Consider the following 24,709-nt stretch of genomic DNA (forward strand, 5'->3'; position numbering starts at 1 on the left):
ATATAGTTAGATGTGTTAATTTCTGTTGATATATTGTTATTTATAGTACTTATTGAATGTGGAAAATCTTACACGTTTAATGGATGAGATATTATTTGACTGATAGTTCTGTATTTGGTTGTATATGTTCATCATTTCCCCGTTAAGGATAACCAAGAGAAAGACGTTCATACTTGCTGTACTTTTATGTAGCTCATCAGCTGTAGCCGTATCAGAGCCATTAAATACTTCAAATATCACTAATGACTCGTTTAACAAAGCTAAGAAAATGCTTGAACGAAAGGTCTATCCTGAACATCGCTATATCTAAATTAGTCATCTAACCGGTTTATAGTCTTACGGTAGACATCGTTACGTTCGCATTTTCCGACAGTTAAGATGGTGGCAATGATTAGGTTTTAGAGGTCATCAATATTTACCGAAATGCTCTCTTCAGATTCACGTTCTTTGGCAATAGCAAGCAGTTCAAGATCTTCAAGTCTATCCATCATCATCTCATATTCCTCCGCAGGTACACAGTAAAATACAGCTTCATTTCGGTCTAGTATCGCAACTGGTTCGCCGAAAGCGCTGGTTGCTACTTTCATCGGGTTAGTTTTTAACTCAGTAATGCTTGCTGTAACGTCAGCTAAAATTTTAGTAGTCATAAAATCGTTCTCTTAAGTGTTCTTTAATTCGTTCGTTTTAGCTTTTACTGAGCGATATAACAAGTTGCTCATGAGTTATTCGCAACTCATGCAATTTCTTGGTAAGTGGAGCAAGAAGTAGGGGAGGACGTTTGATTGAGAATCGTTATTATGATGGTACCTGTGATTGATTTACTCTCTATGTTTACATCACCCAAAAATAATTAGTGCATCTAAATGTGCATCAAAATTTTTTCATCAAAATAAAACCATATCAAAATCAATATCTTGAATTTAAAATCACATAGTCGTGCCAGTAAATCGTGACTGCTTGCATTTTACTAATAATGATAACTATTCAAAAAATTCTGATTTTATGGGAGGGTTACAGCCTAATTTCACCCTGACACGCGTGCCGAAGGCACACGGGGCGACTCCCGTCCACCTTAGCTACGCTAAAGCTTCGCGCTCATAGGCTTGTGGCGATTGCAACATTCGCCCACAACTTACATTGAGGCCTCGTCAGAAATGACGAGGCTTTTTTGTATGCGTGAAATAGATCGTGGTAATTCTGTTGGAAAAGTATCGTGATGCTATCAAGATAGATTTATATAAAGAGGCTATTTATCTTGAATGAGCATCATTAGTTTGTTGGCGAGCCAGTGATAATATTTTTCATTACCATGCATCCAATCTTTATGGCCATCAGCGAACTCAACTTTTGATAGATAACTTTCAGGATCCGATATCTCTTGATCAAATATTGTTGCAGCATTAAAAAAGATAAAACCTAATTGATTACATACATATTCCATTGCTAAGAAATATGAATAGATAAGTTTTGTTAATGCTTCTGACTCTTGAAAATATTGACAAAATGGAGGATCTGAAACAACGATAAGCTTGTGTCCTTGGTTATGAAGCTTTAATAGAATAGTGAGTTGATCGATGAGTTCATCATTGAAATAATCGACAAATTCTTTAGTACTGATTTCTTCAATACCGTCAGGATAAATTCGTGCTAACCATTCAGCAAATTTATAGATGGTTTGATGGGTTTGCATCCCTAAATTGGTAATAATAATTGAATGCTGTTGAGTATTATCTTGTTTATGGGCATCTAGGTTCGTTACTATCTTTGACCATAGTTTTCTCGATATTGCACTCTCTAAAGGGACAAAATATTCGCTATCACAGAGGGCAAATTTATGTTGCGCAAACCCAGCACCATTCATGATCATGCCGCCACAATGTTTGATTTCTATATTACTCAATGCGCTCGATAATTTACCCATATGGCTATCACCAAACAAGCTAATATTGAGTTTTACTTGGGGTATTTGGTTCTTTGTTAATTTGTTTGCTGCTTCAAGCAATTCGTCTTCACACACTACATCATTATCATTGCTTTTATTTTGTTCTATGGATTGATGATGGCTGGAGATATTGAGTTTGGCATCCGTTGTGTTGTTGATGACAGATTGAAAATGTTGCATGACATAATCAACAGCTTGGGGGGTGACGGTTCTGAGATTAGTTTCAAATCTGAAATCCTGACGATCAGACACCGTAATCAACTCATAGGAGGGGAAGTATTCGATACCCCGATACTTATCACTTAAAGAGCCCGCAACAGTACGTAGTAGCGATTTTGAATATTGATTTGCGACCATTATATGTTTATCTGTCATCGTTGCAGTAAGAGGGACTGGAGAGACAGTTAAGAGTAATTGAATTTTCGAGTTGATTGATTTGAGTCGTGTGTATATTTGCTCTAGATCACTGTAAATTTCTTGATAACTAAAGTTGTGGAATGTATAGACCGTATTATCAAATTTCCCTGCGATGACACCCGGACAGCAAGGGTAGTATACGTTATGCTTATCTTTCCATACTTCGGTTAACCCTAATGTGAATATGAGTAGGTCTGTCTTTAATAGGGTTTTACGCATTTCATTCGAGGCCGCTACTCTTGCTGATACTAAGTCAGCTTGTGTGGCATAACCTTGCAGGTTAAAAGTGGGCCTTAATAGATCGTAATATTTATTGTTGTCGAAATAGATAGCCGAATTAATATCAAATGGATTGTTTTCAGCTGTCATATCAAACCATTGCAGGAGAGTCCGAGGTGTATAAATATTGCCAAATGCAAAGCTGGCGATCTGACTCGTTTCGAGGTTACTTTGGTTAAATTTATAACCGCCATTATTCAGCCACTTTCCAACATGTTGGGCAAAACACGAGCCAATTGACGAAATTCTTGGTGATGGGGTTGATAATTCCATTTGGACCAGTTGATTAAACATCTGTCGACCAAGCTTGATATTGGCAACGCCTGTACGCCAGAAAGCATAGTGTGGCTGGCTGCTATATGGTGTGGTTTCGACTCCCTTCATGGTATTACTCCTGTAAACAAGTGACGCCATTTGTATGTCACTTTATATGATTAATAATTAATCAAGCAATTTGTATGCCCATAGCTGAGATTCGTTTGCACAAAACGAAAAATATTTATTTAGAACGATTCATATGAGGTATGCGATTAAATTATTTTTATTGGGTCGATTAATTTTCTAAGTCATTCATTAATTGATAGTAAATATATAATTGCTAGTTATGTATGTTGATAGATTCTTATTTTGATATATTTAATTTGCAAATAGCTCAATGATTGACTACACATTAATGGCCGCTTTTAGACTGTAAAATGTCGTTATTGATATGATTGTGTTGTCAACTAGCCTATATGTTGTGATTTAAACTGTGACTTATCTACTAAAGTGACAGGGAAGAATAATAATAAATATATAAATCTTATTTAATATATATGATGATTTTACTTGCCTAGGACGGATAATTATCTTTGCAAAAAGATAATCGTCTTGGCTATTTTATTTTGAGGCAATCTCTATGAGCTTAGAACGCAAACAAGAAAATCAAATTGGAAAAATGCGTAAAATCGGTTTTTTGTTGCAACCAAATTTTACTATGCTGGCATTGTCTTCTGCTATTGAACCATTGCGAATGGCTAATCAATTATCAGGACAAGTATTATATGAATGGACAACTGTTAGTGAGAATGGCGGTTCTGTAACGGCAAGTGATGGCTTAAATATTAGTGTAGATTGTTCGATAGCCGATGTGCCACAGTTTGATATTTTGATTGTATGTGGTGGTGTTGGCATTAAACATACCGTAACCAAAACGAGTTTGAATTGGTTGACTCATTTAGCGCGAACTAAAGTGATGTTAGGTAGTATTTGTACGGGGAGTTATTTGTTGGCTAAAGCAGGCTTACTTGATGGCTATAACTGTACTATTCATTGGGAGTTGCTCGCAAGTTGGCAGGAAGAGTTTCCATTTATAAATAGTTCAAATCAACTTTATATGTTGGATCGTGATCGCTTAACTTGTTCAGGGGGTACTGCACCTATTGACATGATGTTACAAGTCATAGGTAAATCTCATGGTAAAGAGTTAATGGCTGCGATTTCTGATATGTTTACCCATGAACATATTCGTGATGATTCTTCGTTACAGCGGATCCCGCTGCAGCACATTGTTGGTGCGACTCAGTCTAAGTTGCAAGATGTGGTGAGCTTGATGGAAGCTAATTTAGAAGAAGTGCTTGGATTGGATGAATTAGCTGACTATGTACATTTATCAAGAAGACAATTAGAACGACTTTTTCAGAAATATTTACATTGTTCACCATATCGTTATTATTTACAGCTACGGCTATTAAGAGCACGACAATTATTGAAACAGACCAATATGTCGATTATTGAAGTCGCGATTGCTTGTGGTTTTGTGTCTACCCCTCATTTTAGTAAATGTTATCGTAATTCGTTTAAAATCCCCCCCGTGATGAGCGTAATTTTCAGCATAATGCGGCTATGCCTGCTGCGGGTGAAACCAGTTTCGGTATGACCAATATTTACGAGCATAATTAGCCAATAATAGATCCGGTAATATCCTGATAAATAGCATGATTACTATGTTGTTTGTGGTTCAGGTTATCTTACCTGTATAACAGAATACAAATTTTCGTTGAGCGTTAGTTATATTAACTCCTCCGCTATTTCCTACCTCTTTTACATCTTATTTAGATCTGTTTTTTCTGTGATTATTTACCTCATAAAGGTTGCGGCGTTTTTGGCATTGTAGGTGTCGTATTAGCCAAATTAACATCAGAATGCAGTGCTAGACTGGCGTTAACTTAATATAAATCCTCCTTTTTTAGGAGTGGTGGGGTCAAGTTAATGGATGTTAAAAACTCTTCAGATGTTGCTATGAATAAAGCTCAACTATTGCATACTGAGTCGATTATTTTTGATGGGCTAGTAATTGCGAAATGGAATCGTGAGTTATTTGAAGATATGGCCAAAGGTGGTTTAACCGCAGCAAACTGCACTGTATCTGTGTGGGAAGGTTTTCAAGCAACCATCAATAATATTGTTGAGTTTAATCAGTTTTTCAATAATAACGCTGATCTTATTATGCCGGTGAAAACAACGGCTGATATTTTGGCAGCAAAATCTCAAGCAAAAACCGGCATTATTTTGGGGTTCCAAAATGCTAATGCTTTTGAGGATCAAATCGGTTATGTCGAAATATTCAAGAAGCTCGGTGTAGGAATTGTCCAAATGGCCTATAACACTCAAAATCTTGTGGGTACTGGCTGTTATGAACGTGATGGTGGCTTATCTGGTTTTGGGTTAGAGATTGTCGCCGAGATGAATCGGGTTGGAATTATGTGTGATTTGTCTCATGTTGGCCCACAAACATCAACCGAAGTGATAGTCGCTTCTAATAAACCTGTGTGTTACTCCCACTGTTTGCCATTGGGGCTTAAAGATCATCCACGTAATAAAAGTGATGAAGAGCTGAGGTTTATTGCTGATCACGGTGGTTTTATTGGGGTCACGATGTTTACCCCTTTTTTAAAGAAAGGGGTTGATTCTACTATCTATGATTATTTAGAAGCCATTGATTATATTATTAATATTGCTGGCGAAGATAATGTTGGTATTGGTACTGATTTTACCCAAGGCCATAATCAAGACTTTTTCGAAATGCTCACTCATGATAAAGGCTATGCTCGACGACTCACTCGATTTGGCAAGATTATCAATCCTAAAGGGATACGCACAATTGGCGAGTTTCCTAACTTAACACATACCATGTTAGCGCTTGGCTGGTCTGAGAAGCGAGTTAAAAAAGTGATGGGAGATAATTGGCTTCGAGTCTTAAAAGATGTTTGGGGAGAATAGTGATGGATTTATTAACAACTCATGCTCCTGAAGTCCCTATTGCTGTGGAAAATGATACTGGAATTTGGCGCACTGATGGATTACCCATGTTATATGTTCCTCGTCATTTTTTTATCAATAATCATATGGCAATTGAGGCTGAACTTGGTGCTGAAAAGTATGCTGAAATTCTTTATCAAGCGGGCTATAAATCTGCATTTTATTGGTGTGAGCAAGAGGCGTTACAGCATGCGATAGCCGGTGCTGCAGTATTTGAACATTATATGCAAAGGCTGTCTCAGCGAGGGTGGGGATCTTTAAAATTGAGCAACTTGATATCAGTAAAGGTACTGCAACAGTACGTTTAGATCATTCAGCCTTTGTTTATCAATATGGCAAAGTTAATCGTAAGGTAGATTATATGTTTACCGGTTGGTTTGCTGGCGCGATGGATCAAATTGGTCAAAGTCTTGGCTATCAAATTCAAACTGAAGCTCAGCAAGTTCAATCTGCTGCAGAGGATGGTGTTGAGTTTGGTTTATTTCAGGTGTCTCCTATTTAGTTAATACTCCAGTCATTGAGTTGTAGCTGACTGATAATTTATACCCATTATATTAGGGAGCAATTATGGCTCAGTTTGATGCACTATTTCAGCCTCTGAATATCAATAAATTAACGATTCGGAATCGTATTGTCAGTACTGCCCATGCTGAAGTTTATGCCACTGATGATGGTATGACGACTGAGCGTTATATTAAATATTATGAAGAGAAAGCAAAAGGCGGTATCGGGCTCGCCATTTGTGGTGGTTCGAGTGTGGTTTCTATTGATAGCCCGCAAGGATGGTGGAAGTCAGTTAATTTAACCACGGATAATATTATTCCTCACTTCCAGAATTTGGCAGATGCCATGCATAAGCATGGTGCCAAAATTATGATTCAAATAACCCATATGGGTAGGCGTTCACGTTGGGATGGCGGTAATTGGAGTACTTTACTTAGTCCCAGTGGTATTCGTGAACCTGTACACCGTGCGACCTGTAAAACCATTGAGATAGAAGAGATTGAGCGGATCATTAATGATTTTGCTAAAGCGGCTGCAAGGGCTAAAGCTGGCGGGTTAGATGGGGTTGAGTTATCTGCGGTTCACCAACATTTAATCGATCAGTTTTGGAGCCCAAGGGTGAATAAGCGGGATGATCAATGGGGCGGCAGTTTTGAAAATCGAATGCGTTTTGGTTTAGAGGTGTTAAAAGCGGTTCGTGCGGAAGTCGGCGACGATTTTGTGGTGGGTATGCGTATTTGCGGGGATGAGTTTCATCCTGATGGCTTAAGCCATGAAGATATGAAACAAATAGCTACTTATTACAATGATACTGGATTAGTTGATTTTTTTAGTGTGGTCGGTTCGGGTTGCGATACCCATAACTCTCTCGCTAATGTGATCCCGAATATGAGTTATCCGCCTGAACCTTTTTTACATCTAGCTGCTGGTATTAAAGAGGTGGTTAATGTGCCAGTTATGCATGCGCAAAACATTAAAGATCCTAATCAAGCACAGCGGATTTTAGAAAGTGGTTATGTTGATTTTGTTGGTATGACCCGTGCTCATATTGCAGACCCTCACCTGATTACAAAAATCAAACTCAATCAGATTGATCAAATTAGACAGTGTGTTGGCGCTAATTATTGTATTGATCGTCAATATCAAGGTTTGGATGTTTTATGTTTGCAAAATGCGGCGACGTCAAGAGAAGTGAGCATGCCACATCAGATTTCACCAACCACTGGTGTTATCCGGCAGATCATTATCGTTGGTGCGGGCCCTGCCGGTATGGAAGCGGCTCGTGTTTGTGCTGAGCGAGGCCATAAAGTCACTCTTATTGAGAAAGGGGCTGAAATTGGCGGACAAATAACCATTGCAGCAAAAGCACCTCAGCGGGATCAAATCGCGGGCATTACACGCTGGTTTAATTTGGAGTTAGCACGTTTAGGGGTTGATATTAAACTCAATACAGAAGCCAATGAATCTATGCTACGCGAAATGGCGGCTGATGTGATAATTCTGGCTGTTGGTGGAGAGCCTTTTTTACAACAAAATCCTAAATGGGGCGCAGATGAAGGTCTTGTTGTCAGTAGTTGGGATGTGCTCAGTGGTAAAGTGAAGCCTGAAGCTAATGTCTTAGTTTATGACACAATTTGTGAGTTTAGTGGTTTATCTGTAGCTGATTTCTTAGCGCAGTCCGGCTCGTTGGTGGAAATTGTCACTGATGATATAAAACCAGGTACAGGCATTGGCGGTACGACTTTCCCGACTTACTATCGTAGTTTATACGACAAAGAAGTGGTGATGACGTCTGACTTTTTGTTAGAGCAAGTTTACCGTGAAGGTGAGCAATTAATTGCCGTACTTGAGAATGAATATACGGGTGTTAAAGAGGAACGGGTGGTTGATCAAGTTGTGGTTGAGAACGGCGTCAGACCTGCTGAAACATTGTATTGGCAATTAAAACAAGATTCTCGTAATCATGGTCAGATTGATATTGATGCATTATATCAAGGTTTACCACAACCTATCTTATCTGAAACGGGGTCTGGTTATCTTTTATATCGATTAGGTGACTGCAGTGCTCCACGTAATATTCATGCTGCAATATATGACGCATTACGTTTATGTAAGGATTTTTAACCCAAATTCTAATCTTGTTGTGCTACGTGCCATGTTAGCGCTTGAGTATTGGTAAGGTGATTTATGTCATCAAACGAATTAATTAATCAAGTTATACCACTATTGTTAGTCATTGCCTTTTTACTTGCATTATTAGGAGGGCTAAAAAGGGTTATGATTTGGCGTCAAGGTCAGGCTTCTGCAATTTATTGGTCTGGCTTGTTGTCAATGCCAAAGCGTTATTTGGTTGATTTACACCATGTTGTGGCTCGTGATAAATATATGGCAAATACCCATGTGGCAACGGGTGGAGGGTTTGTTGTTTCTATTTTTTTGATCTTGATTATTTATCTATTCGAACTCCAGTTTAATATAACCATTGGCTTATTATCTTTGTCGTTATTGATTATGACGATAGGGGCTTTATTTGTATGGGTTCGTCGCTTTACTCCTCCGCCAAACTTATCTAAAGGTAAGTGGCAAAGGCTTCCTAAAAGCTTACTTATTTTTAGCTTAAGCTTTAGCATGTTGACGTTAATATTAGTCGGCATGATAAATATTGACTCACGTTATTTGATGTTAGTACTTTTGCTGTTTGCGATTGTTTGGGGGCTTGCTGAAATGGTCTTTGGCATGACTTGGGGCGGACCAATGAAACATGCATTTGCAGGCGCTTTGCATTTGGCATTTCATCGACGTCCAACTCGTTTTAACGGTGGTAACAGTACTGGGCTTATTCCGATTAAAGTGGATACAAATAATTTAGGGGTTGCGAAGCCAAGTGATTTTAAATGGAACCAATTACTGAGCTTTGATGCCTGTGTTGAGTGTGGTCGGTGTGAAAAGGTATGCCCTGCATTTGCTGCTGGGCAACCACTCAATCCAAAAAAATTAGTGCAAGATATGGTGGTGGGAATGGTGGGGGGAAGTGATGCTAAATACAGTGGCAGTCGTTACCCCAGTTCTGATAATGAAGTTCGTTCAGGTTCAATAAACAGCATTATTGTTGATGGCTTAATTCCAGCAGATACGATTTGGGCATGTACAACTTGCAGGGCTTGTGTTGAAGAGTGCCCTATGATGATTGAACATGTCGACGCCATTGTTGATATGCGCCGTTTTGAAACACTTCAAAATGGTAATACGCCTGGTAAAGGTGCTGAAATACTTGAAAACTTAATTTTTACCGATAATCCAAATGGTCATGCTCCTCAATCTAGAATGCACTGGGCTGCGGATCAAAATTTAATGTTATTTGGCAATCAACCAAATCAGACCATGCAAGCTGATGTGTTGCTGTGGATTGGTGATGCCGCTTTTGATATGCGTAATCAAAGAACTTTAGTTGCATTGATTCAATTACTAAGAGCTGCCAAAGTTGATTTTGCAGTATTGGGTGATGCTGAATGTGATTGTGGTGATGTGGCTCGCCGCTTAGGTGATGAAGTAACATTTCAGCGCCTAGCTGTTGCTAATATTAACACAATGACGAAATATCAATTTAAGACGATTGTAACTGCAGATCCTCATGTATTTCATTGTTTTAGTAATGAATATGGTGCTTTCGGTTTGAGTACTCCAGTTGTGCATCACAGTACATTTTTAGCCCAATTAGTTAAGCAGAAAAGGTTGCGATTGGGGACTCACACAAAACTTGATATCACCTATCATGATCCATGCTATTTAGGACGTTATAACGGTGAGTATGATGCCCCTCGTTACCTGTTAGCTGAAATGGGATTACACATAAAAGAGATGGAGCGTAGTCAATCGCGTTCACGTTGTTGCGGTGGTGGTGGTGGCGCTCCGATTACGGATATTGCTGGTGAACAACGGATTGCCGATATGCGTATGCAAGATGCTCAAGATGTAGCAGCCAAAATTGTCGCTGTTGCTTGCCCGCAATGTAATTTAATGCTTGAAGGCGTGGTTGAACCAAGGCCTGAGGTCAAGGATATTGCTGAGTTAATGCAAATGGTCTTAATTGAGGAGTCCGTATGAGTCAACATCGTAGACGAGATCCTCGAGTGCTAAAGATTATCCGTAATCGATTGCACCCATTGCATGGCCAATATGTTGATTCTAGTACGATTAAGCAATTTGGTCCTTCGGGATTATTACGTAAATTTCCACACAGAGTGGGCACTATTGCCGCGAATGGCCGCAGGCGAATTAATCGGTTAGGAGGGCATGCGCCATCTTTTAGCATGTCGCAACCCCTTGAGGCGTTAGTAAACTTACCATTGCATCAAGTCAAGCAGCCTGAATTTTATATTTTAGTGGTATTAGATTGTGTTGCTGGTCGATTGACTGAACATGATAAAGATTGTTTGGGATTCGCGCAGATGTTAGCCAACCGCAAAGGTCAAGCTGGTGCAGTACTCGCGGTCATATTTGGCGAGAGTAAAGACACTGATCTCACGTTATTTGGCATTGATAGGTTGTTACATATTACTGATGATGCCGTGCAAGGTTATCAACCAGAATTATGTTGTGAGTATTTATCACAGATTATCGCTCAGTTTAATCCTAAGCATATTATATTCCCCGATAGCATATTTGCTGGCGCAGATTTAGGCCGTAGGATTGCTGCTAAATTGGCGTTATCGGTTGCAACATCTGCGTGGAAGCTCGTTGAAGATGAGTTGACGTGCAGAGCGAGCCAAGGATTAAGTGATATAAAATCGCCTCTCACTGACGTTATTTTGCTGCTTGAGCAAGCATATGAGCCGACATCTGAATATCGATATGAGACGCTATTACTCGATATTCCTAAAATCGCAATGTATAAATCAAGTTTACAAGATGATGGCTTAGTTGAGGTCGATCCCAGCCAAATCCCATTAGCTGAGGCAGGTTTTATTATTGCTGGTGGTAATGGCATTACGGATTGGCCTTTATTTCATCGTACTGCTGAACTATTGGGCGCAACGAAAGGGGCGAGTCGTGTTGCTGTAGATGATGGTTTTATGGCAAGAGATAGGCAAGTAGGGGCTACGGGAACCTGGGTTTCTGCACAGGTCTATATTGCAGTGGGAATTTCTGGTGCAATTCAACATTTACAGGGAATTAGTCGCTGTGAAAAAGTGATTGCCATTAATATCGATGACAGTTGTGACATGATAAAACGAGCGGATCTAAGTGTTATTGGCGATAGCCAAGCCATTTTAGCTGAATTAAATCAACTCTGTTTGCAGACTAAAAAGGTGGTGGATGATGTTGCCTAATAAACTCAATGTGACTTGTTTAGTTTCGATTGGAATGCATCCGTTATCAAGACGAGCAAGAAGAGCTGAGCAGGATGCAAGGGCGGTAGAGCTAGGATTAAATTTGGCAGAAAGTTCACAGCATCAATTATCCGTTGTTCATGCTGGTGAGCTTACTTCGGAGGCTGAATTTGCTCTATCAAGTTATTTAGGTATGGGTCTAGATGAGCTCAAAGTATTATCAATACCTCCACAATTAGATATTACGTCTGCATTGACTGATTATGTGCGGTCAATAAAAAGTAATTTAGTGATAATGGGACAGCAGACTGAACAAGGTGATTCATCTGCTATGTTGCCATATTTATTAGCACAAGCATTATCTATCCCTGTTGTTAGAGGCATTACTGAAATTATTGATATTGATAACACACGCCAGCATATAACCTTATTACAGGCATTACCTAGGGGCCAAAGACGGCAAATAACAGGGTCTTTACCTATGATTATTTGTATTGATATGGCCGCTAAGGCACCTAGGCAAAGTGCGGTAGGCAAGGCGCTTTCTGGTAAAATAACGCCTGTATCTGTTAATTTAACTGGACTAGATCCTGTTGCAGTAAAGCCAATGCTAACTGCGACAGTACGTCCTAAAAGGTTAAAGTTAATTAAAGCTAAAACGGCAGCTGAACGTTTTAAAGCGGCAACAGCCAAAGCAACCAACAGCGGCGGTAAGCTTGTATATGATCCACAACAAGGTGCACAAGCGATATACGATTTACTTAAGCAAGAAAAACTACTCTAGCGCTTTTGCGGGGGGCAAAATCTTAAGCCCATATTCTTGGCTAGCTTGCTGGATCCATATCCAAATATAGTCAGTAAAACTGCGACGAGTCACTAGTAAAAACCGTTGCGATTCGGCTTTATAAATAGTGGCTGAAGTTTGTGCAAACGTCGTTGTGACTACTTTACCGATAGTAAAATGATCAGGGTTAGTATTATAACTGGTTGATTTTTTAAGTAGATTAATTACCTCATCACCGCTTAATTCAATAATGGTTTGAGCGCTACTCACATCAACCAATGCATAATGACCCACTAAATTGTCTGTAAGCTGAGCAGTTAACTGAGCGAATGTCTCTTGCTGGCAAATAATTAACCATTCATTGGGAGAAAGCCAGAACACGAGATAATCACTATTTTTACTGCTAGAACATGGCGTTATCGGCAACGCTAATTGTAATGATTGCTGTGCACCATTCAAAAATGCAGGATCATTTGCATTGCCTCTCAAAATAAGGTGACCGAGTAGCATTAATTCGCGAAAATTTATGCCAGCAGTTACATTACTGTGCTGCTTAGCAAGTTGTGCAAGATTGGTATGTGCTAAAGGTGATGCAGGGCTATTGATATAATTATTCGACATGTTGACGCTCCCCTTTAGGATCATAAAAAATAGGACTGCAAATTTCAGCTTCATAAATTTGGCCATTGGCCTGAGGTAAGTATACGGTTTCACCGTAACGACTCGTCCCTGATTTAACTAATGCTAATGCAAAACTGTAGCCTAAACATGCGCTAAAATAGCTAGAGGTGACATGTCCGACCATGGTCATGGGGAGCTTTTGTTGTGGGTCGAGTACGATCTGGGCACCTTCAGGTAGCACCTGATTTGTATCTTTAGCTTTCAAGCCTACCATCTGCTTGCGATCATTACGCTTAGTATCTATACGATCCCATGAGCGTTTGCCAATACAGCTAAAACTTTTGTTGGGGCTGATGACCCAATTCATATCGAGATCTTGTGGGGTAACTGAGCCATCGGTATCTTGACCAACAATGATGAAGCCTTTCTCAGCCCTTAAAATATGCATGGTTTCTGTGCCGTAAGGGGTAATCTCAAACTCTGCACCAGCATCCATAATATGTTGCCAAACTGACAAACCTAAGTTAGCTGGAACATTTATTTCAAATGATAACTCTCCCGTAAATGAGATCCTAAAGATACGTGCTTTAACACCGGCAACGGTGGCGTCAATCCAACTCATAAAAGGTAAAGCTTGTTTACTGACATCATCCTGACAGACTTTTTGTAATACTTTACGGCTATTAGGACCTGAAATTGTCATTGTTGTCCAATGATCTGTGACGGATGTGAAATAGACTTCTAATTCCGGCCATTCAGTTTGATGCCAAAGTTCTAACCATTGTAGTACTCCAGCAGCACCACCAGTTGTGGTCGTCATAATGAAGTGATGATCATTAATGCATGAAGTCACTCCGTCATCAAATATCATGCCGTCTTCTTTACACATGACCCCGTAACGGCATTTTCCAATTCCTAGTTTGCTCCAAGCATTGGTATAGATGCGATTTAAAAACTCTCTAGCATCTTTGCCTTGGATATCTATTTTGCCCAATGTAGAGGCATCTAAAATACCGACACTATTACGTGTAGCAAGGCACTCACGCAATAGTGCTTGTTGCATTGATTCGCCATTTTTAGGGAAGTACCAAGGGCGTTTCCATTGACCGACATCCTCAAATTCTGCGCCATGCTGCAGATGCCATTGATGCATTGCAGTAAAACGTGCAGGTGCAAATAACTGTTTAACATGTGCCCCTGCGAGTGCCCCCATGGTGGTAGGTGTATACATGGGTCTAAATATGGTTGTACCGGTTTCTGGGATCGTTTTAGCTAAAGATTTTGCGGTAATGGCGATACCATTGATATTGCCAAGCTTGCCTTGATCTGTACCAAATCCGAGTGCTGTGTATCGTTTTACATGTTCAATGGATTCAAAGCCTTCTCTATTAGCAAGTTCAATGGCCGCTGCAGTTACATCATTTTGATAGTCAACAAATTGTTTTGGAGCACGACTAGTTGTTTGTATATGAGGCACATGGAATAGTGCCATGGGGGCTGCTGTTATTTGGGGGATGATATCAGGAATAGGGAGGTCCGTTAGACGTTCAAATCCTGACAGCTCTGCGGCTTTGCCTCCAGTTGCAATGCCATCTTCAATGACACTCAGTAAGGCATATTTACCACTTACTGCACCACAATTTAATAAATCGTTTTGGCCTGGAACAAAGCCAATAATATCATCTCGCCATAATGGCTTTTGACCAAGGTGAGAAGATAAGTGCAGTACTGGACTCCAACCGCCGGAGCTGGCTACGGTGTCACAAACAATATTGATTGCAGGGCCTATTACATTATCGCCAGTGTTATTAATTGGTGCGATATTGACGGAATTAACACGTTTACTTCCCTGAACCTCAATCACAGCATGGGAGAATATAATATTAATCCCTTTATTTTGTGCCTGTTGAATTATAGCGCTATCAGTTTTTGGTCGAGTATCTATAATGGCCATGACCTGTCTACCTGCATCATGCCAATCTATTGCGGCTTGGTATGCGCTATCATTAGTTGTCATTAGTACCAATTTATTGCCGGGGATCACGGCATAACACTGGATATAAGTACTAATGGCATTGGCTAACATGCAGCCTGGAATATCATTGTTGCCATAAACCAGTGGTCGCTCGTGTGCACCCGTTGCTAACACGATCTGTTTCGCTCTAACTTTATGTACTCTTTGTCTGGTGCTATGGGGGACATGTTCACCAAGGTGATCGGTACAGCGCTGATTTATGCCGATCAAATTATGATCGTAATAGCCAAAGGTGGTACTGCGGGATAATACTAAAATATTTTCTTGCTTTCTAAGTTGTTCTATTTGCTGGCTTAACCATTGTGTAGCAGTAATATCATTAACAGTTTCTGTACTGCTCAGGGTTTGTCCTCCGAGTTGTTCTTGTTCATCACATATAATGACATTAGCCCCAGTTTGGGCTGCATTGAGGGCAGCCATGATGCCAGCAACTCCGCCGCCAATGATCATGACATCACAATGGTGATGCATAGTGTCATATCGATCAGGATCTGCAGTCATTGGACTACGGCCTAATCCTGCTCCTTTGCGAATGAGTTTTTCATAATTCATCCACATCGACTGAGGATACATAAAGGTTTTATAGTAGAAACCCGGTGGCATCATTGCACCACCTAATTTACCTATACCCGCCATCATATCAAACTCGACATTAGGCCAACCGTTGGTGGAGCTTGCAACTAAATTGTCATATAACGGCGTTTGAGTGGCCCTAGGATTTGGTATGGTACTGGCATTGGTGCCAATTTGAAAAATGGCATTGGGCTCTTGCGCATCGGCCGTCATAATGCCACGTGGGCGGCTATATTTAAAACTGCGGCCAACAACATTGACACCATTAGCAAGTAGTGCTGAAGCAAGGGTATCACCTTGATAACCTTGATAAGTCATACCATTAAATTGAAATGATAGAACCTGATTGCGATCAATATTACCACCATGGTTAAGCCGATTAATTTGCATTGATTGACTCCTTGTCTACAGCCTTTGATTGCTCAAGCTCTGGCCTGTCACCTATTTTATAACTGCTAATAATTTGGTAGGTCACTGTATGACGACAAACATTAAAAAACTGTTTGCAACCATGAATGTGATACCACATTTCATGGTGTAAACCTCTTGGATTTTTTCTAAAAAATAGGTATTGAGCCCACTCTTGGTCGGTCAGACTTTCTGGTTCACTAGGGCGTTCAATATGAGCTTGGCCGGCATAACTAAACTCCTCTTCCTCTCGATACTCTTGGCAATAAGGACAATGAATTTGCAGCATAGTTGTCTCCCCAAATAATAAGTATTAATGAGCAACACCGGCTGCGCCGTGTTCGTCAATAAGTTGGCCAGAAATGAATCGATCTAAACTAAAAGGCTTAGCAAGGGGATGCGGGTTATCGTGAGCGATAGTATGAGCAAAAACATGACCTGAGCCCGGAGTTGCTTTAAAGCCACCAGTACCCCAGCCACAGTTAAAATAAAGGCCTTTGATTGGTGTTTTTGAGATAATAGGGCAAGCATCTGGGCAGGTATCAACAATACCTCCCCACGTTCGATTAATTCGAACACGGCTAAAGATAGGGAACATTTCTATGATGGCAGCAGCAGTATGTTCGAGTACATTTAGCGAACCACGCTGACCATAGCCTAAATAACTATCAATTCCTGCGCCAATCACGAGATCGCCTTTGTCTGACTGGCTAATATAACCATGAACATGATTAGACATTACAACGGTATCTAGAATGGGTTTTAATGGCTCAGAAACCATAGCTTGAAGAGGATGAGATTCTAATGGAAGTTGCAAGCCCACCATATTGGCAAGCACACTAGAGTTACCCGCGGTAACACAAGCGACCTTATTAGCAGAAATAAAGCCTCTGTTAGTTTCAACACCGGAGATAACACCATCTTGAGTACGCATACCTATTACTTCTGTTTGTTGTAATAGATCGACACCTAATGCATTGGCTGCACGGGCATATCCCCATGCAACTGCATCGTGTCTTGCGGTTCCGCCTCGTGGCTGCCATGAGGCGCCTAAAATAGGGTATCTGGTATTTTTTGAGCAATCTAGAATAGGGACTAATTGCTGTACTTGCTCAGTATTGAGTACCTCAGAATCAATACCATTTAAACGATTAGCATTAACTCTGCGTTCAATATCTCGCATATCTTGCAGTGTATGTCCCAGATTGAGTACGCCGCGCTGACTGAACATTAAATTATAATTGAGCTCTTGTGCTAATCCTTCCCAAAGTTTTAGCGCATGTTCATAGAGTTGTGCAGCTTCATCCCATAAATAATTTGAGCGAACAATGGTGGTATTGCGTGCAGTATTACCGCCACCTAAGTAACCTTTTTCAACAACCGCAATATTAGTGATGCCGTGATTTTTTGCTAAATAATATGCCGTTGCTAAACCATGACCGCCACCGCCGACAATGACCACATCATAATGTGATTTTGGGATGGGATTACGCCAGACTCGCTGCCAGTTTTCATGGTGACTGAGTGAATGTTTAAATAGGCCAAAGCCAGAATATTGTTGCATAGAATTGACCCTTTTTAGTTGTTATTGGAATGGCTTGTCACTGTACAATTAATATTCTATTTTTACATTACTTTTAGGAACACAGCAGCAACTTAATACATAACCATCTGCAACATCTTCATCCGTGATACCGCCATTATGAGACATAGTGACATCCCCCTCGGTTACTCGAACCTTGCAAGTACCACAAATTCCAATACCACACCCCTTAGGGATACGTAATCCCACTTTTGAGGCAGCGGTATGTAGGGTTTCATCAGGTTTAATTTTGACTTTTTTGTCAGACTCACTAAATTCCACTTGGAATAGCGATGATTCATCAATCACTTCTTCTGCTGCGGTTTCAGCTTGCTGGATAGCATCTTGTTGTGCAGATTCGGGTGGTGCGCCAAAGCTCTCTTCATGGTAATTATTCATATCAAAACCTAATCGGGTGAGTAGGTTTTTAATGGCATTCATAAAAGGTGTTGGTCCACAACAAAAAATGGTGCGTTCCATAAAATCAGGGGCAATGATGGCGAGCTTATTTTGATCGACAAACCCGGTAAATCCAGACCAAGAATCACCGATGTCATAGCGTTCACAAATAATACTGAGATTAAAGTTACTAATACGAGAATCCATAAAGGATAACTCTCGATCAAAGATGATGTCTTTTGGGGTTCGTGTACAGTGGATAAAATTAATGTCTACATCAGCGTTGGTGTCAAACCACCAACGAGTCATCGACATCAATGGTGTGATTCCCACCCCGCCAGCGAGTAGTAGTACCTTATCGGCGGTAATATCAATACAATTAAATAGTCCAGTAGGCCCATGAACGGCTAATTCGTCCCCCTGTTTTAAATTGTCATGTAACCAATTTGAGACTTGACCGCCCGGAACTCGTTTGATGGTGACTGAAAAACTATAAGGTACTGACGGGGATGAAGAGATGGTATAACTGCGCATCACAGGTTGTTGATCAATTTCGAGCTCAAAGGTGACAAACTGACCCGGCTTAAAAAAGTGCATAACGGGTGTCGTAGAAGAAAAGCAAAACGTAGTTACGTCATGAGTTTCTGCAATGACTTTGACGCATTCAACAAGGTGGCGTCCATTTGCCCATATCTGGGTGTTATTCGCTTGCAAATAAGTGCTCATTAAATGCTATCTCAATACCAATGATAATAGTTCAAATATCAAATAGATTAATAAGTTGAGATTAACTAAAAACGACATTTTATTATTGGTTTAAGCCAGTAATCTGAGTTTTATATCGAATAATGGGATTTGTTTATTTTTGATGTTTACTTGTCGGAAATAATCCTCGCTCTGTCGTATATAGGTAATTCAATTTATTGAATTCAACTCAGAATCACAAGCACAATAACCTTATGCAAATTGGCGTTATATTTACTGCTTATAAATTTAATAAATTCAATAACCTTAATCTTTTATATTAAGGCTATATGAAGGAGTGAGTAATGACCTGTAATGTGACTAACAAAGCTGATGTACTTGCAAAAAATATAGCTGAAATATTAAAAAATCATCCTTCAGGCTACTCTTTACCTCAGCCTTTTTATAAAGATAAAAGGTACTTTGATATAGAGGTAGAACAGATTTTTTGTAAAGAGTGGATTTTAGTCGGTGTAAGTTGTCAGCTGCCAGAAAAAGGAAATTTTTTCACATTAGATATTGGTGATAACCCCATTACTATAATTCGTAATCAGCATAATAAAATAGTCGCATTTCATAATACTTGTCGTCATCGTGGTTCAAAAATTTGTTTAGCTAAATCAGGTAAAGTTGCTAAGTTGGTGTGCCCATATCATCAGTGGACTTATGAGTTGTCTGGTGAGTTACTTTATGCTGGCTCAGAGATGGGAGAAAACTTTAATAAAGGGCATCATGGTTTACATTCGATTCATTGTCGTGATGTCGGTGGCTTTATTTTTATATCTTTAAGTGAAACACCGGCAGATATCGATGATTTTTTTGTTGATTTAGAAACCTATTTAGCACCATGCGGCATCCACCATGCAAAAGTGGCTGCTCAAAGTCAGATTATTGAGCAAGCAAATTGGAAGTTGGTGATGGAGAATAATCGTGAGTGCTACCACTGTGCAGGTTCACATCCTGAGTTAGTACGCACTATTTTAGAGTGGGATGATACTAGAGACCCTCGAGCAGATGAGGCTTTTGCTCAACAAGTTGCGCAAAAGCAGGCTCTATGGGATAGCGAGGGCTTACCTCATCAATTGAAAACTTATGGTGTAGGGGCGAGAAACCGACTGTCTCGAGTTCCATTAGTCGAGGGGACAACATCGATGACGATGGATGGCAAGGCGGCATCCACCAAGTTAATGGGAAAATCTAAGCTTGCTGATTTAGGTTCTTTGCGGTTTTTACATTTACCTAATTCATGGAATCATGCCATGAGCGATCATATTATTTGTTTTTTTGTTTTACCCATCAGTCCACAACAAACATTACTTACAACATTATGGTTAGTTGATAAAGATGCTGTAGAGGGCGTTGACTATGATGTTGATAATTTAACTAAGGTCTGGAATGCGACCAATAATCAAGATAGAAAGTTGTCTGAAGATAATCAAAAAGGTATTAATTCTATGGCGTATACACCCGGCCCATATTCGGCAACGTATGAGTATGGTGTGATCAATTTTGTTGATTGGTTTAATGCGACAATGCAGCAAAATATTGCGCTTGATAAAAAATAGTTCCGTGAAAATAAGCCGAGATGATATTGCGATAATAAAAATTATAATTAGTTGTTATTTCAAAAGTTAGTCGCATAGTGTAGGTTTAATAGTTGAGCGAAGATTTATATATTAAAATTAACAGTCGGCTCAAGTTAGCTTAGTGTCGTCTAGAGATAGTTTTGTTACATATATCTGAGTATTAATAATAAATTACTTATCGATTTTGAATAAGTAAAACAAGAAATTGGGACTGTTCAAGTGTGAGTTTTTCTCGATAAAGTGGGACACGGGAACTCTTATAATATAATGGCATATTATGTCATACAAAAATGAGTTGGTTATTTGTAGTAAGTAAATAGTGCATATTTACTAGTAGTATTTAATTGATGAGTCTTGAACTGCCATTTTAATAAAATGATGAAAAGGCGGGTTTATGCATACATCAAAAGAGGGGTGGCTGAAGGGGATGCACCCTACAACCACTGTGGTTTCTAAAGCAATAATTATATTATTTGTATTAGCTGGAGTATTTTTTGCCGAAGGCACTGCAGATGTTTTTAATGCAATTTCAGGTTGGATTTTAGAATATTTAAAATGGTATTACATTGGCATTGTTGCCGTATTTTTATTTTTCTGTATATGGCTTGCAAGTAGTCGCTATGGTAATTTGCGGCTAGGAGATGATGACTCCCGTCCTGAATTTAGCTATTTTTCATGGTTTGCCATGTTATTTAGTGCGGGTATGGGAATTGGCTTAGTCTTTTGGTCAATTGCGGAGCCTATTTTTCATTTTCAAAGCAATCCATTTGTCACCGAAGGTTTAACACCTGAGGCTGCCCAAGTCGCAATGCGACTTACTTTTTTCCATTGGGGATTACATCCCTGGGCAATTTATGTGATTGTGGGCTTATCATTAGCTTACTTTAGTTATCGTAAAAAACTGCCTTTAACTATTCGTTCATCTCTTTATCCTATTATTGGCGATAAAATTTATGGTCCGATAGGTCATTCTGTCGATATTTTGGCCGTATTTGGTACTGTGTTTGGTGTTGCAACATCGCTTGGTCTGGGGGTTACCCAGATGAATACCGGATTAAATGTACTATTTGGTATGGAAGTTTCGGTAACCAATCAAATGCTATTGATCTTATTTATCTCTTCAATTGCGACTATTTCGGTGGTTTCTGGCGTGGGTAAAGGGGTAAGGATTTTATCTGAAGTCAACATGTGGTTGACGTTAGCTATTTTGGCATTTTTATTGGTATTTGGTCCAACGCGTTATTTGTTAGGTAGTTTACTACAAAATACAGGTGACTATTTAGGGCATGTATTGTCATTAAGTACTTGGACAGATGCGAATGATAATACAAAATGGCAAACATGGTGGACAGCCTTTTATTGGGGCTGGTGGATTGCATGGGCACCATTTGTAGGTATGTTTATTGCGCGTATTTCAAGAGGCCGTACCATTAGAGAGTTTGTGTTGGGCGTACTTGTTGTACCAACATTGCTAGGCTTTATTTGGTTAACGCTATTTGGTAGTACAGCAATTTATATTGAATTATTCCATCATGTGACCAATCAAGCTGGAGAGATGGTTGCCGCAGTGGGGCAAGCGGGTATCGTCGACGCGGTTAAATCTGATGTGACGATGGCGTTATATACAACTCTTGATAAATTAGATGCAGGTTTATTTGGCACCATAGCATCATTTTTAGTCACATTGTTGATTGCGACATACTTTATCACTTCATCGGATTCGGGTACTTTGGTGGTGACGACCATTTTATCAATGGGACATGAAAACCCACCAACGGCGCACCGTGTATTTTGGGGCTTAAGTGAAGGTGCTTTAGCTGCAATTCTGTTAATGGTTGGTGGTTTAAAAGCATTGCAGATGGCTTCAATTACCGCGGCATTACCATTCTCTGTGATTATGATCTTTATGATGTGGGGCTTAGTTAGGTCATTAAGACAAGAGGGGGTTATTCCGACAGTTCATCGCAAAGGACTTACGGGTGAAACTGAGCATGGTAATTAATGATGAGTTGTTGATTTAATTACATAAAAACGCCACGTTATGTGGCGTTTTCATTTGTAAGGAGGTTATAGCTGTTTGATCGCCCAGCTCATAAATTCTTTACGAGTTTGTTCATCAGCTTGTAACCACCAATATTGCAGCATTTGTTGGGCATGTTCCGCGCTTTGTACCGGAGCTTGTTGGGCTTGATATACCGGCTCACTTGTTGCCGCCGTAATCGGGTCAATGTCTTTCTGTTCTGCTTTGGCCACTACGGCTGCTGCACTTACGCCAGCAGAGGTTGAAGCTGTAATTGTTGATGCAGTTTGAGCATTATCAGTACCGAATAGCTTTGACATAAAGCCTTGTTCTTCAATATTGGTTTGCATTATTTTGTAGTTAACTTGGCCATTATCTGAACGAGTAATTTTTACTTGTGGTGCTTTGGCAAATTGTTTCGGTTGTTTGATTGAACCTGTAGCTGGCTCTAATTTGTATTGATAATCACCATCAACCGCTAAGGTAATAATAAATGGTTTTGATTTTACAAATGTTTGGCTATCACTAAAATCATCTTCAATCATATCGCTATAACGAATTGCAATTTTATGGGTGCCGTTATTTAAATCAATATCGCTAAGATGTTTGAAGCTATTGGTTGCAATTGGCTTACCGTCAACGGCTAAATATTCAAATGACATTGGAATGGTTAATTCGGCCGCCATAGCAGAACCTGAAGCCATTAAGGCAAATAGCGCGGTGGCTGGAAGAAAGCGTTTCATTGTTGCTCCTTAGCGTTTATAACTATAATGCGGCCTTTCAAAGGTCGAGATTCGTTCTTCAATATAACTGATGGCTTGTCTACATTTACCAAGCCGACGATGCATGGCAAGAATATCATGTTGCAGTTTAATTTTGTCATCAGTATGACAGCTATCGAGTTTTAATTGTAATTCTTCTATTTTTTGCTCAAATTTTGTTGCCCAACTCAGATGTTTATTCAACTCTTCATATAATTGATGGCTATTTTGCATTACGCTTTGGGCTATCCAACCAAAGCCACTTTCAGAGTGACTTTGTTGTTGACGTTTAATCGCCCGGATCCGATTACTGAATTTTTGTTGTTCGGCACTTTTCAAATTAATGTTGGTGGTATTGAGTGCTCGTTTGATGGCTAAGAAGCGATCTTGAATCCGTTGACAACGGGTTATGATGGTCATTTGCGATTGGGATTTACCCATTACCATCTCTAATTGTTGAATATCTTTTTGTAATTGTTCAATACATGGCCATAACTTTGCGCCTGTTTGTACAAAAAGCTCTTGATTGAAACGATGGATATCTTGGATCAATTTTTGTTGTCGATTATCTAAGTTCTTATCATGTAATAGAACTTCTTGTTCAAGCTGAGCAAGTTGATTTTTTAATTTCAGTAATAACTGATTGGTATTCAAAACCACGCTCCCCAAGCTAAATTAAGTGCAATACAGATAACAATAGTAATAAATATTGGTTTAATAAAAGGTGATCCAAACTTGATTGCGGAACGTGCTCCTAAATATGAACCTAGCATCATACAAAATCCCATGGCAAGACCAATACTTATATCGACTTGTCCAAGTACTAAAAATACAGTTAATGCACTAATATTGCTGGCTAAGGTCATTGCTCGAGCATGAGCGCAGCTATGCAGTAAAGGTAACTTATGTAATTTACTGCTGGTTAATGTCCAAAATGCGCCAATTCCTGGCCCTGCAAAACCATCATAAAAGCCAAGTGGTAAACCTTGTAACCACTGTTTTTTTATTGATGGTGCTGTGTTTGGTGGCTGCTTATGATCTGCAATTGCCGTTGGTGCGCATAAGGTGTAAATAGCAATCGCAATAATAATAATTGGCAGAATTTTATCTAGCCAGCGATTATCAATAAGATAAACTAAGGAACTGCCGAGCATGCCACCAATAATTGATGCAAATAGAGTTTGAAACCAAAATTTCGGTAAAAATAGTCGCTGCCTATAATAGGTTAGCGTTGATATAAATGATCCAAAGCAAGCGGCTAATTTATTGGTGCCTAAAGCTATATGAGGTGGTAATCCCAATGTCAACAATGTCGGAATTGATAGCAAGCCGCCACCGCCGACAATCGCATCAATAAAGCCTGCAATAAAACCGATAGAGGCTAATAATAGCCAGTGATTTGGTTCAAGCAAAAATTCCAATTT

20 protein-coding genes are annotated in these 24,709 nt (G+C 39.6%); 10 read left to right on the plus strand and 10 right to left on the minus strand.

Annotation, left to right across the window (positions count from 1 at the left end; translation table 11 throughout):
- Nucleotides 1–398: 398 nt before the first annotated feature.
- Nucleotides 399–647 (minus strand): type II toxin-antitoxin system Phd/YefM family antitoxin, encoded by a 249-nt coding sequence (locus JCM15074_RS13575; protein WP_025821686.1) that lies wholly within the window; start codon nt 645–647, stop codon nt 399–401.
- 599 nt (nt 648–1,246) lie between these two features.
- Nucleotides 1,247–3,022, minus strand: a complete 1,776-nt coding sequence (locus tag JCM15074_RS13580; RefSeq protein ID WP_025821687.1) for a GSCFA domain-containing protein — start codon at nt 3,020–3,022, stop codon at nt 1,247–1,249.
- Nucleotides 3,023–3,536: 514 nt separating this feature from the next.
- Here JCM15074_RS13580 and gbdR point away from each other — a divergent pair.
- From gbdR to JCM15074_RS13615, 8 genes are all read left to right on the plus strand, one after another.
- Complete coding sequence (gene gbdR / locus JCM15074_RS22220; protein ID WP_084267014.1) at nt 3,537–4,556, plus strand: choline metabolism transcriptional regulator GbdR; 1,020 nt, start codon at nt 3,537–3,539, stop codon at nt 4,554–4,556.
- Between the two features lie 332 nt (nt 4,557–4,888).
- Nucleotides 4,889–5,899: a dipeptidase gene (locus JCM15074_RS13590; RefSeq protein WP_051536901.1), complete on the plus strand. Its 1,011-nt coding sequence runs from the start codon at nt 4,889–4,891 to the stop codon at nt 5,897–5,899.
- 2 nt (nt 5,900–5,901) lie between these two features.
- A complete protein-coding gene (locus tag JCM15074_RS25650; protein ID WP_234400235.1) occupies nt 5,902–6,246 on the plus strand; it encodes a DUF5943 domain-containing protein in 345 nt (114 codons plus the stop codon).
- A 53-nt stretch (nt 6,247–6,299) separates the two neighbouring features.
- On the plus strand, nt 6,300–6,440 hold the full coding sequence (locus JCM15074_RS25655; RefSeq protein WP_234400236.1) for a hypothetical protein: 141 nt from the start codon (nt 6,300–6,302) through the stop codon (nt 6,438–6,440).
- A 65-nt stretch (nt 6,441–6,505) separates the two neighbouring features.
- The gene (locus tag JCM15074_RS13600) at nt 6,506–8,566 is read left to right on the plus strand and encodes an NADH:flavin oxidoreductase (protein ID WP_025821689.1); all 2,061 of its coding nucleotides are present in this window, start codon (nt 6,506–6,508) and stop codon (nt 8,564–8,566) included.
- 63 nt (nt 8,567–8,629) lie between these two features.
- Nucleotides 8,630–10,546 (plus strand): (Fe-S)-binding protein, encoded by a 1,917-nt coding sequence (locus JCM15074_RS13605; RefSeq protein WP_025821690.1) that lies wholly within the window; start codon nt 8,630–8,632, stop codon nt 10,544–10,546.
- On the plus strand, nt 10,543–11,772 hold the full coding sequence (locus JCM15074_RS13610; RefSeq protein ID WP_025821691.1) for an electron transfer flavoprotein subunit alpha/FixB family protein: 1,230 nt from the start codon (nt 10,543–10,545) through the stop codon (nt 11,770–11,772). Before JCM15074_RS13605 ends, JCM15074_RS13610 begins: the two co-directional genes overlap by 4 nt.
- Nucleotides 11,759–12,556 carry an adenine nucleotide alpha hydrolase family protein gene (locus tag JCM15074_RS13615; protein WP_234400237.1) on the plus strand — a complete coding sequence of 266 codons (798 nt, stop codon included), beginning with the start codon at nt 11,759–11,761 and terminating at the stop codon, nt 12,554–12,556. Before JCM15074_RS13610 ends, JCM15074_RS13615 begins: the two co-directional genes overlap by 14 nt.
- On the opposite strand, the gene JCM15074_RS13620 is transcribed toward JCM15074_RS13615, so the two are convergent.
- Genes JCM15074_RS13620 through gbcB form a run of 5 tightly spaced genes read right to left on the minus strand, consistent with a single transcriptional unit; the run spans nt 12,548 to nt 18,900 of the window.
- Complete coding sequence (locus tag JCM15074_RS13620) at nt 12,548–13,177, minus strand: sarcosine oxidase subunit gamma (RefSeq protein WP_025821693.1); 630 nt, start codon at nt 13,175–13,177, stop codon at nt 12,548–12,550. The genes JCM15074_RS13615 and JCM15074_RS13620 overlap by 9 nt on opposite strands.
- Nucleotides 13,167–16,175: a sarcosine oxidase subunit alpha gene (locus JCM15074_RS13625; RefSeq protein ID WP_025821694.1), complete on the minus strand. Its 3,009-nt coding sequence runs from the start codon at nt 16,173–16,175 to the stop codon at nt 13,167–13,169. The genes JCM15074_RS13620 and JCM15074_RS13625 overlap by 11 nt, the downstream gene beginning before the upstream one ends.
- The gene (locus JCM15074_RS13630) at nt 16,165–16,482 is read right to left on the minus strand and encodes a sarcosine oxidase subunit delta (RefSeq protein WP_025821695.1); all 318 of its coding nucleotides are present in this window, start codon (nt 16,480–16,482) and stop codon (nt 16,165–16,167) included. The genes JCM15074_RS13625 and JCM15074_RS13630 overlap by 11 nt, the downstream gene beginning before the upstream one ends.
- 24 nt (nt 16,483–16,506) lie before the next feature.
- Entirely contained in the window at nt 16,507–17,757 is a 1,251-nt protein-coding gene (locus tag JCM15074_RS13635; protein ID WP_025821696.1) for a sarcosine oxidase subunit beta family protein, read from the minus strand.
- Between the two features lie 48 nt (nt 17,758–17,805).
- Nucleotides 17,806–18,900: a glycine betaine monooxygenase reductase subunit gene (gene gbcB / locus JCM15074_RS13640; RefSeq protein WP_025821697.1), complete on the minus strand. Its 1,095-nt coding sequence runs from the start codon at nt 18,898–18,900 to the stop codon at nt 17,806–17,808.
- Nucleotides 18,901–19,223: 323 nt separating this feature from the next.
- Here gbcB and gbca point away from each other — a divergent pair, with 323 nt between their 5' ends.
- Both gbca and JCM15074_RS13650 read left to right on the plus strand, forming a co-directional pair.
- Entirely contained in the window at nt 19,224–20,483 is a 1,260-nt protein-coding gene (gbca, locus tag JCM15074_RS13645) for a glycine betaine monooxygenase oxygenase subunit (protein ID WP_025821698.1), read from the plus strand.
- A gap of 415 nt (nt 20,484–20,898) precedes the next feature.
- Entirely contained in the window at nt 20,899–22,506 is a 1,608-nt protein-coding gene (locus JCM15074_RS13650) for a BCCT family transporter (protein WP_025821699.1), read from the plus strand.
- Between the two features lie 65 nt (nt 22,507–22,571).
- On the opposite strand, the gene JCM15074_RS13655 is transcribed toward JCM15074_RS13650, so the two are convergent.
- The 3 genes from JCM15074_RS13655 to JCM15074_RS13665 are packed head-to-tail and all read right to left on the minus strand — an operon-like array spanning nt 22,572 to nt 24,706.
- Nucleotides 22,572–23,267 carry a DUF2057 domain-containing protein gene (locus tag JCM15074_RS13655; RefSeq protein ID WP_025821700.1) on the minus strand — a complete coding sequence of 232 codons (696 nt, stop codon included), beginning with the start codon at nt 23,265–23,267 and terminating at the stop codon, nt 22,572–22,574.
- A gap of 9 nt (nt 23,268–23,276) precedes the next feature.
- Entirely contained in the window at nt 23,277–23,939 is a 663-nt protein-coding gene (locus JCM15074_RS13660; protein WP_025821701.1) for a primosomal replication protein, read from the minus strand.
- Nucleotides 23,936–24,706, minus strand: coding sequence for a sulfite exporter TauE/SafE family protein (locus tag JCM15074_RS13665; protein ID WP_025821702.1), 771 nt, complete (start codon nt 24,704–24,706; stop codon nt 23,936–23,938). Before JCM15074_RS13665 ends, JCM15074_RS13660 begins: the two co-directional genes overlap by 4 nt.
- Nucleotides 24,707–24,709 lie beyond the last annotated feature (3 nt).

Origin of the sequence: Shewanella marina JCM 15074, from assembly GCF_000614975.1 — a bacterium.
GTDB lineage: Bacteria > Pseudomonadota > Gammaproteobacteria > Enterobacterales > Shewanellaceae > Shewanella > Shewanella marina.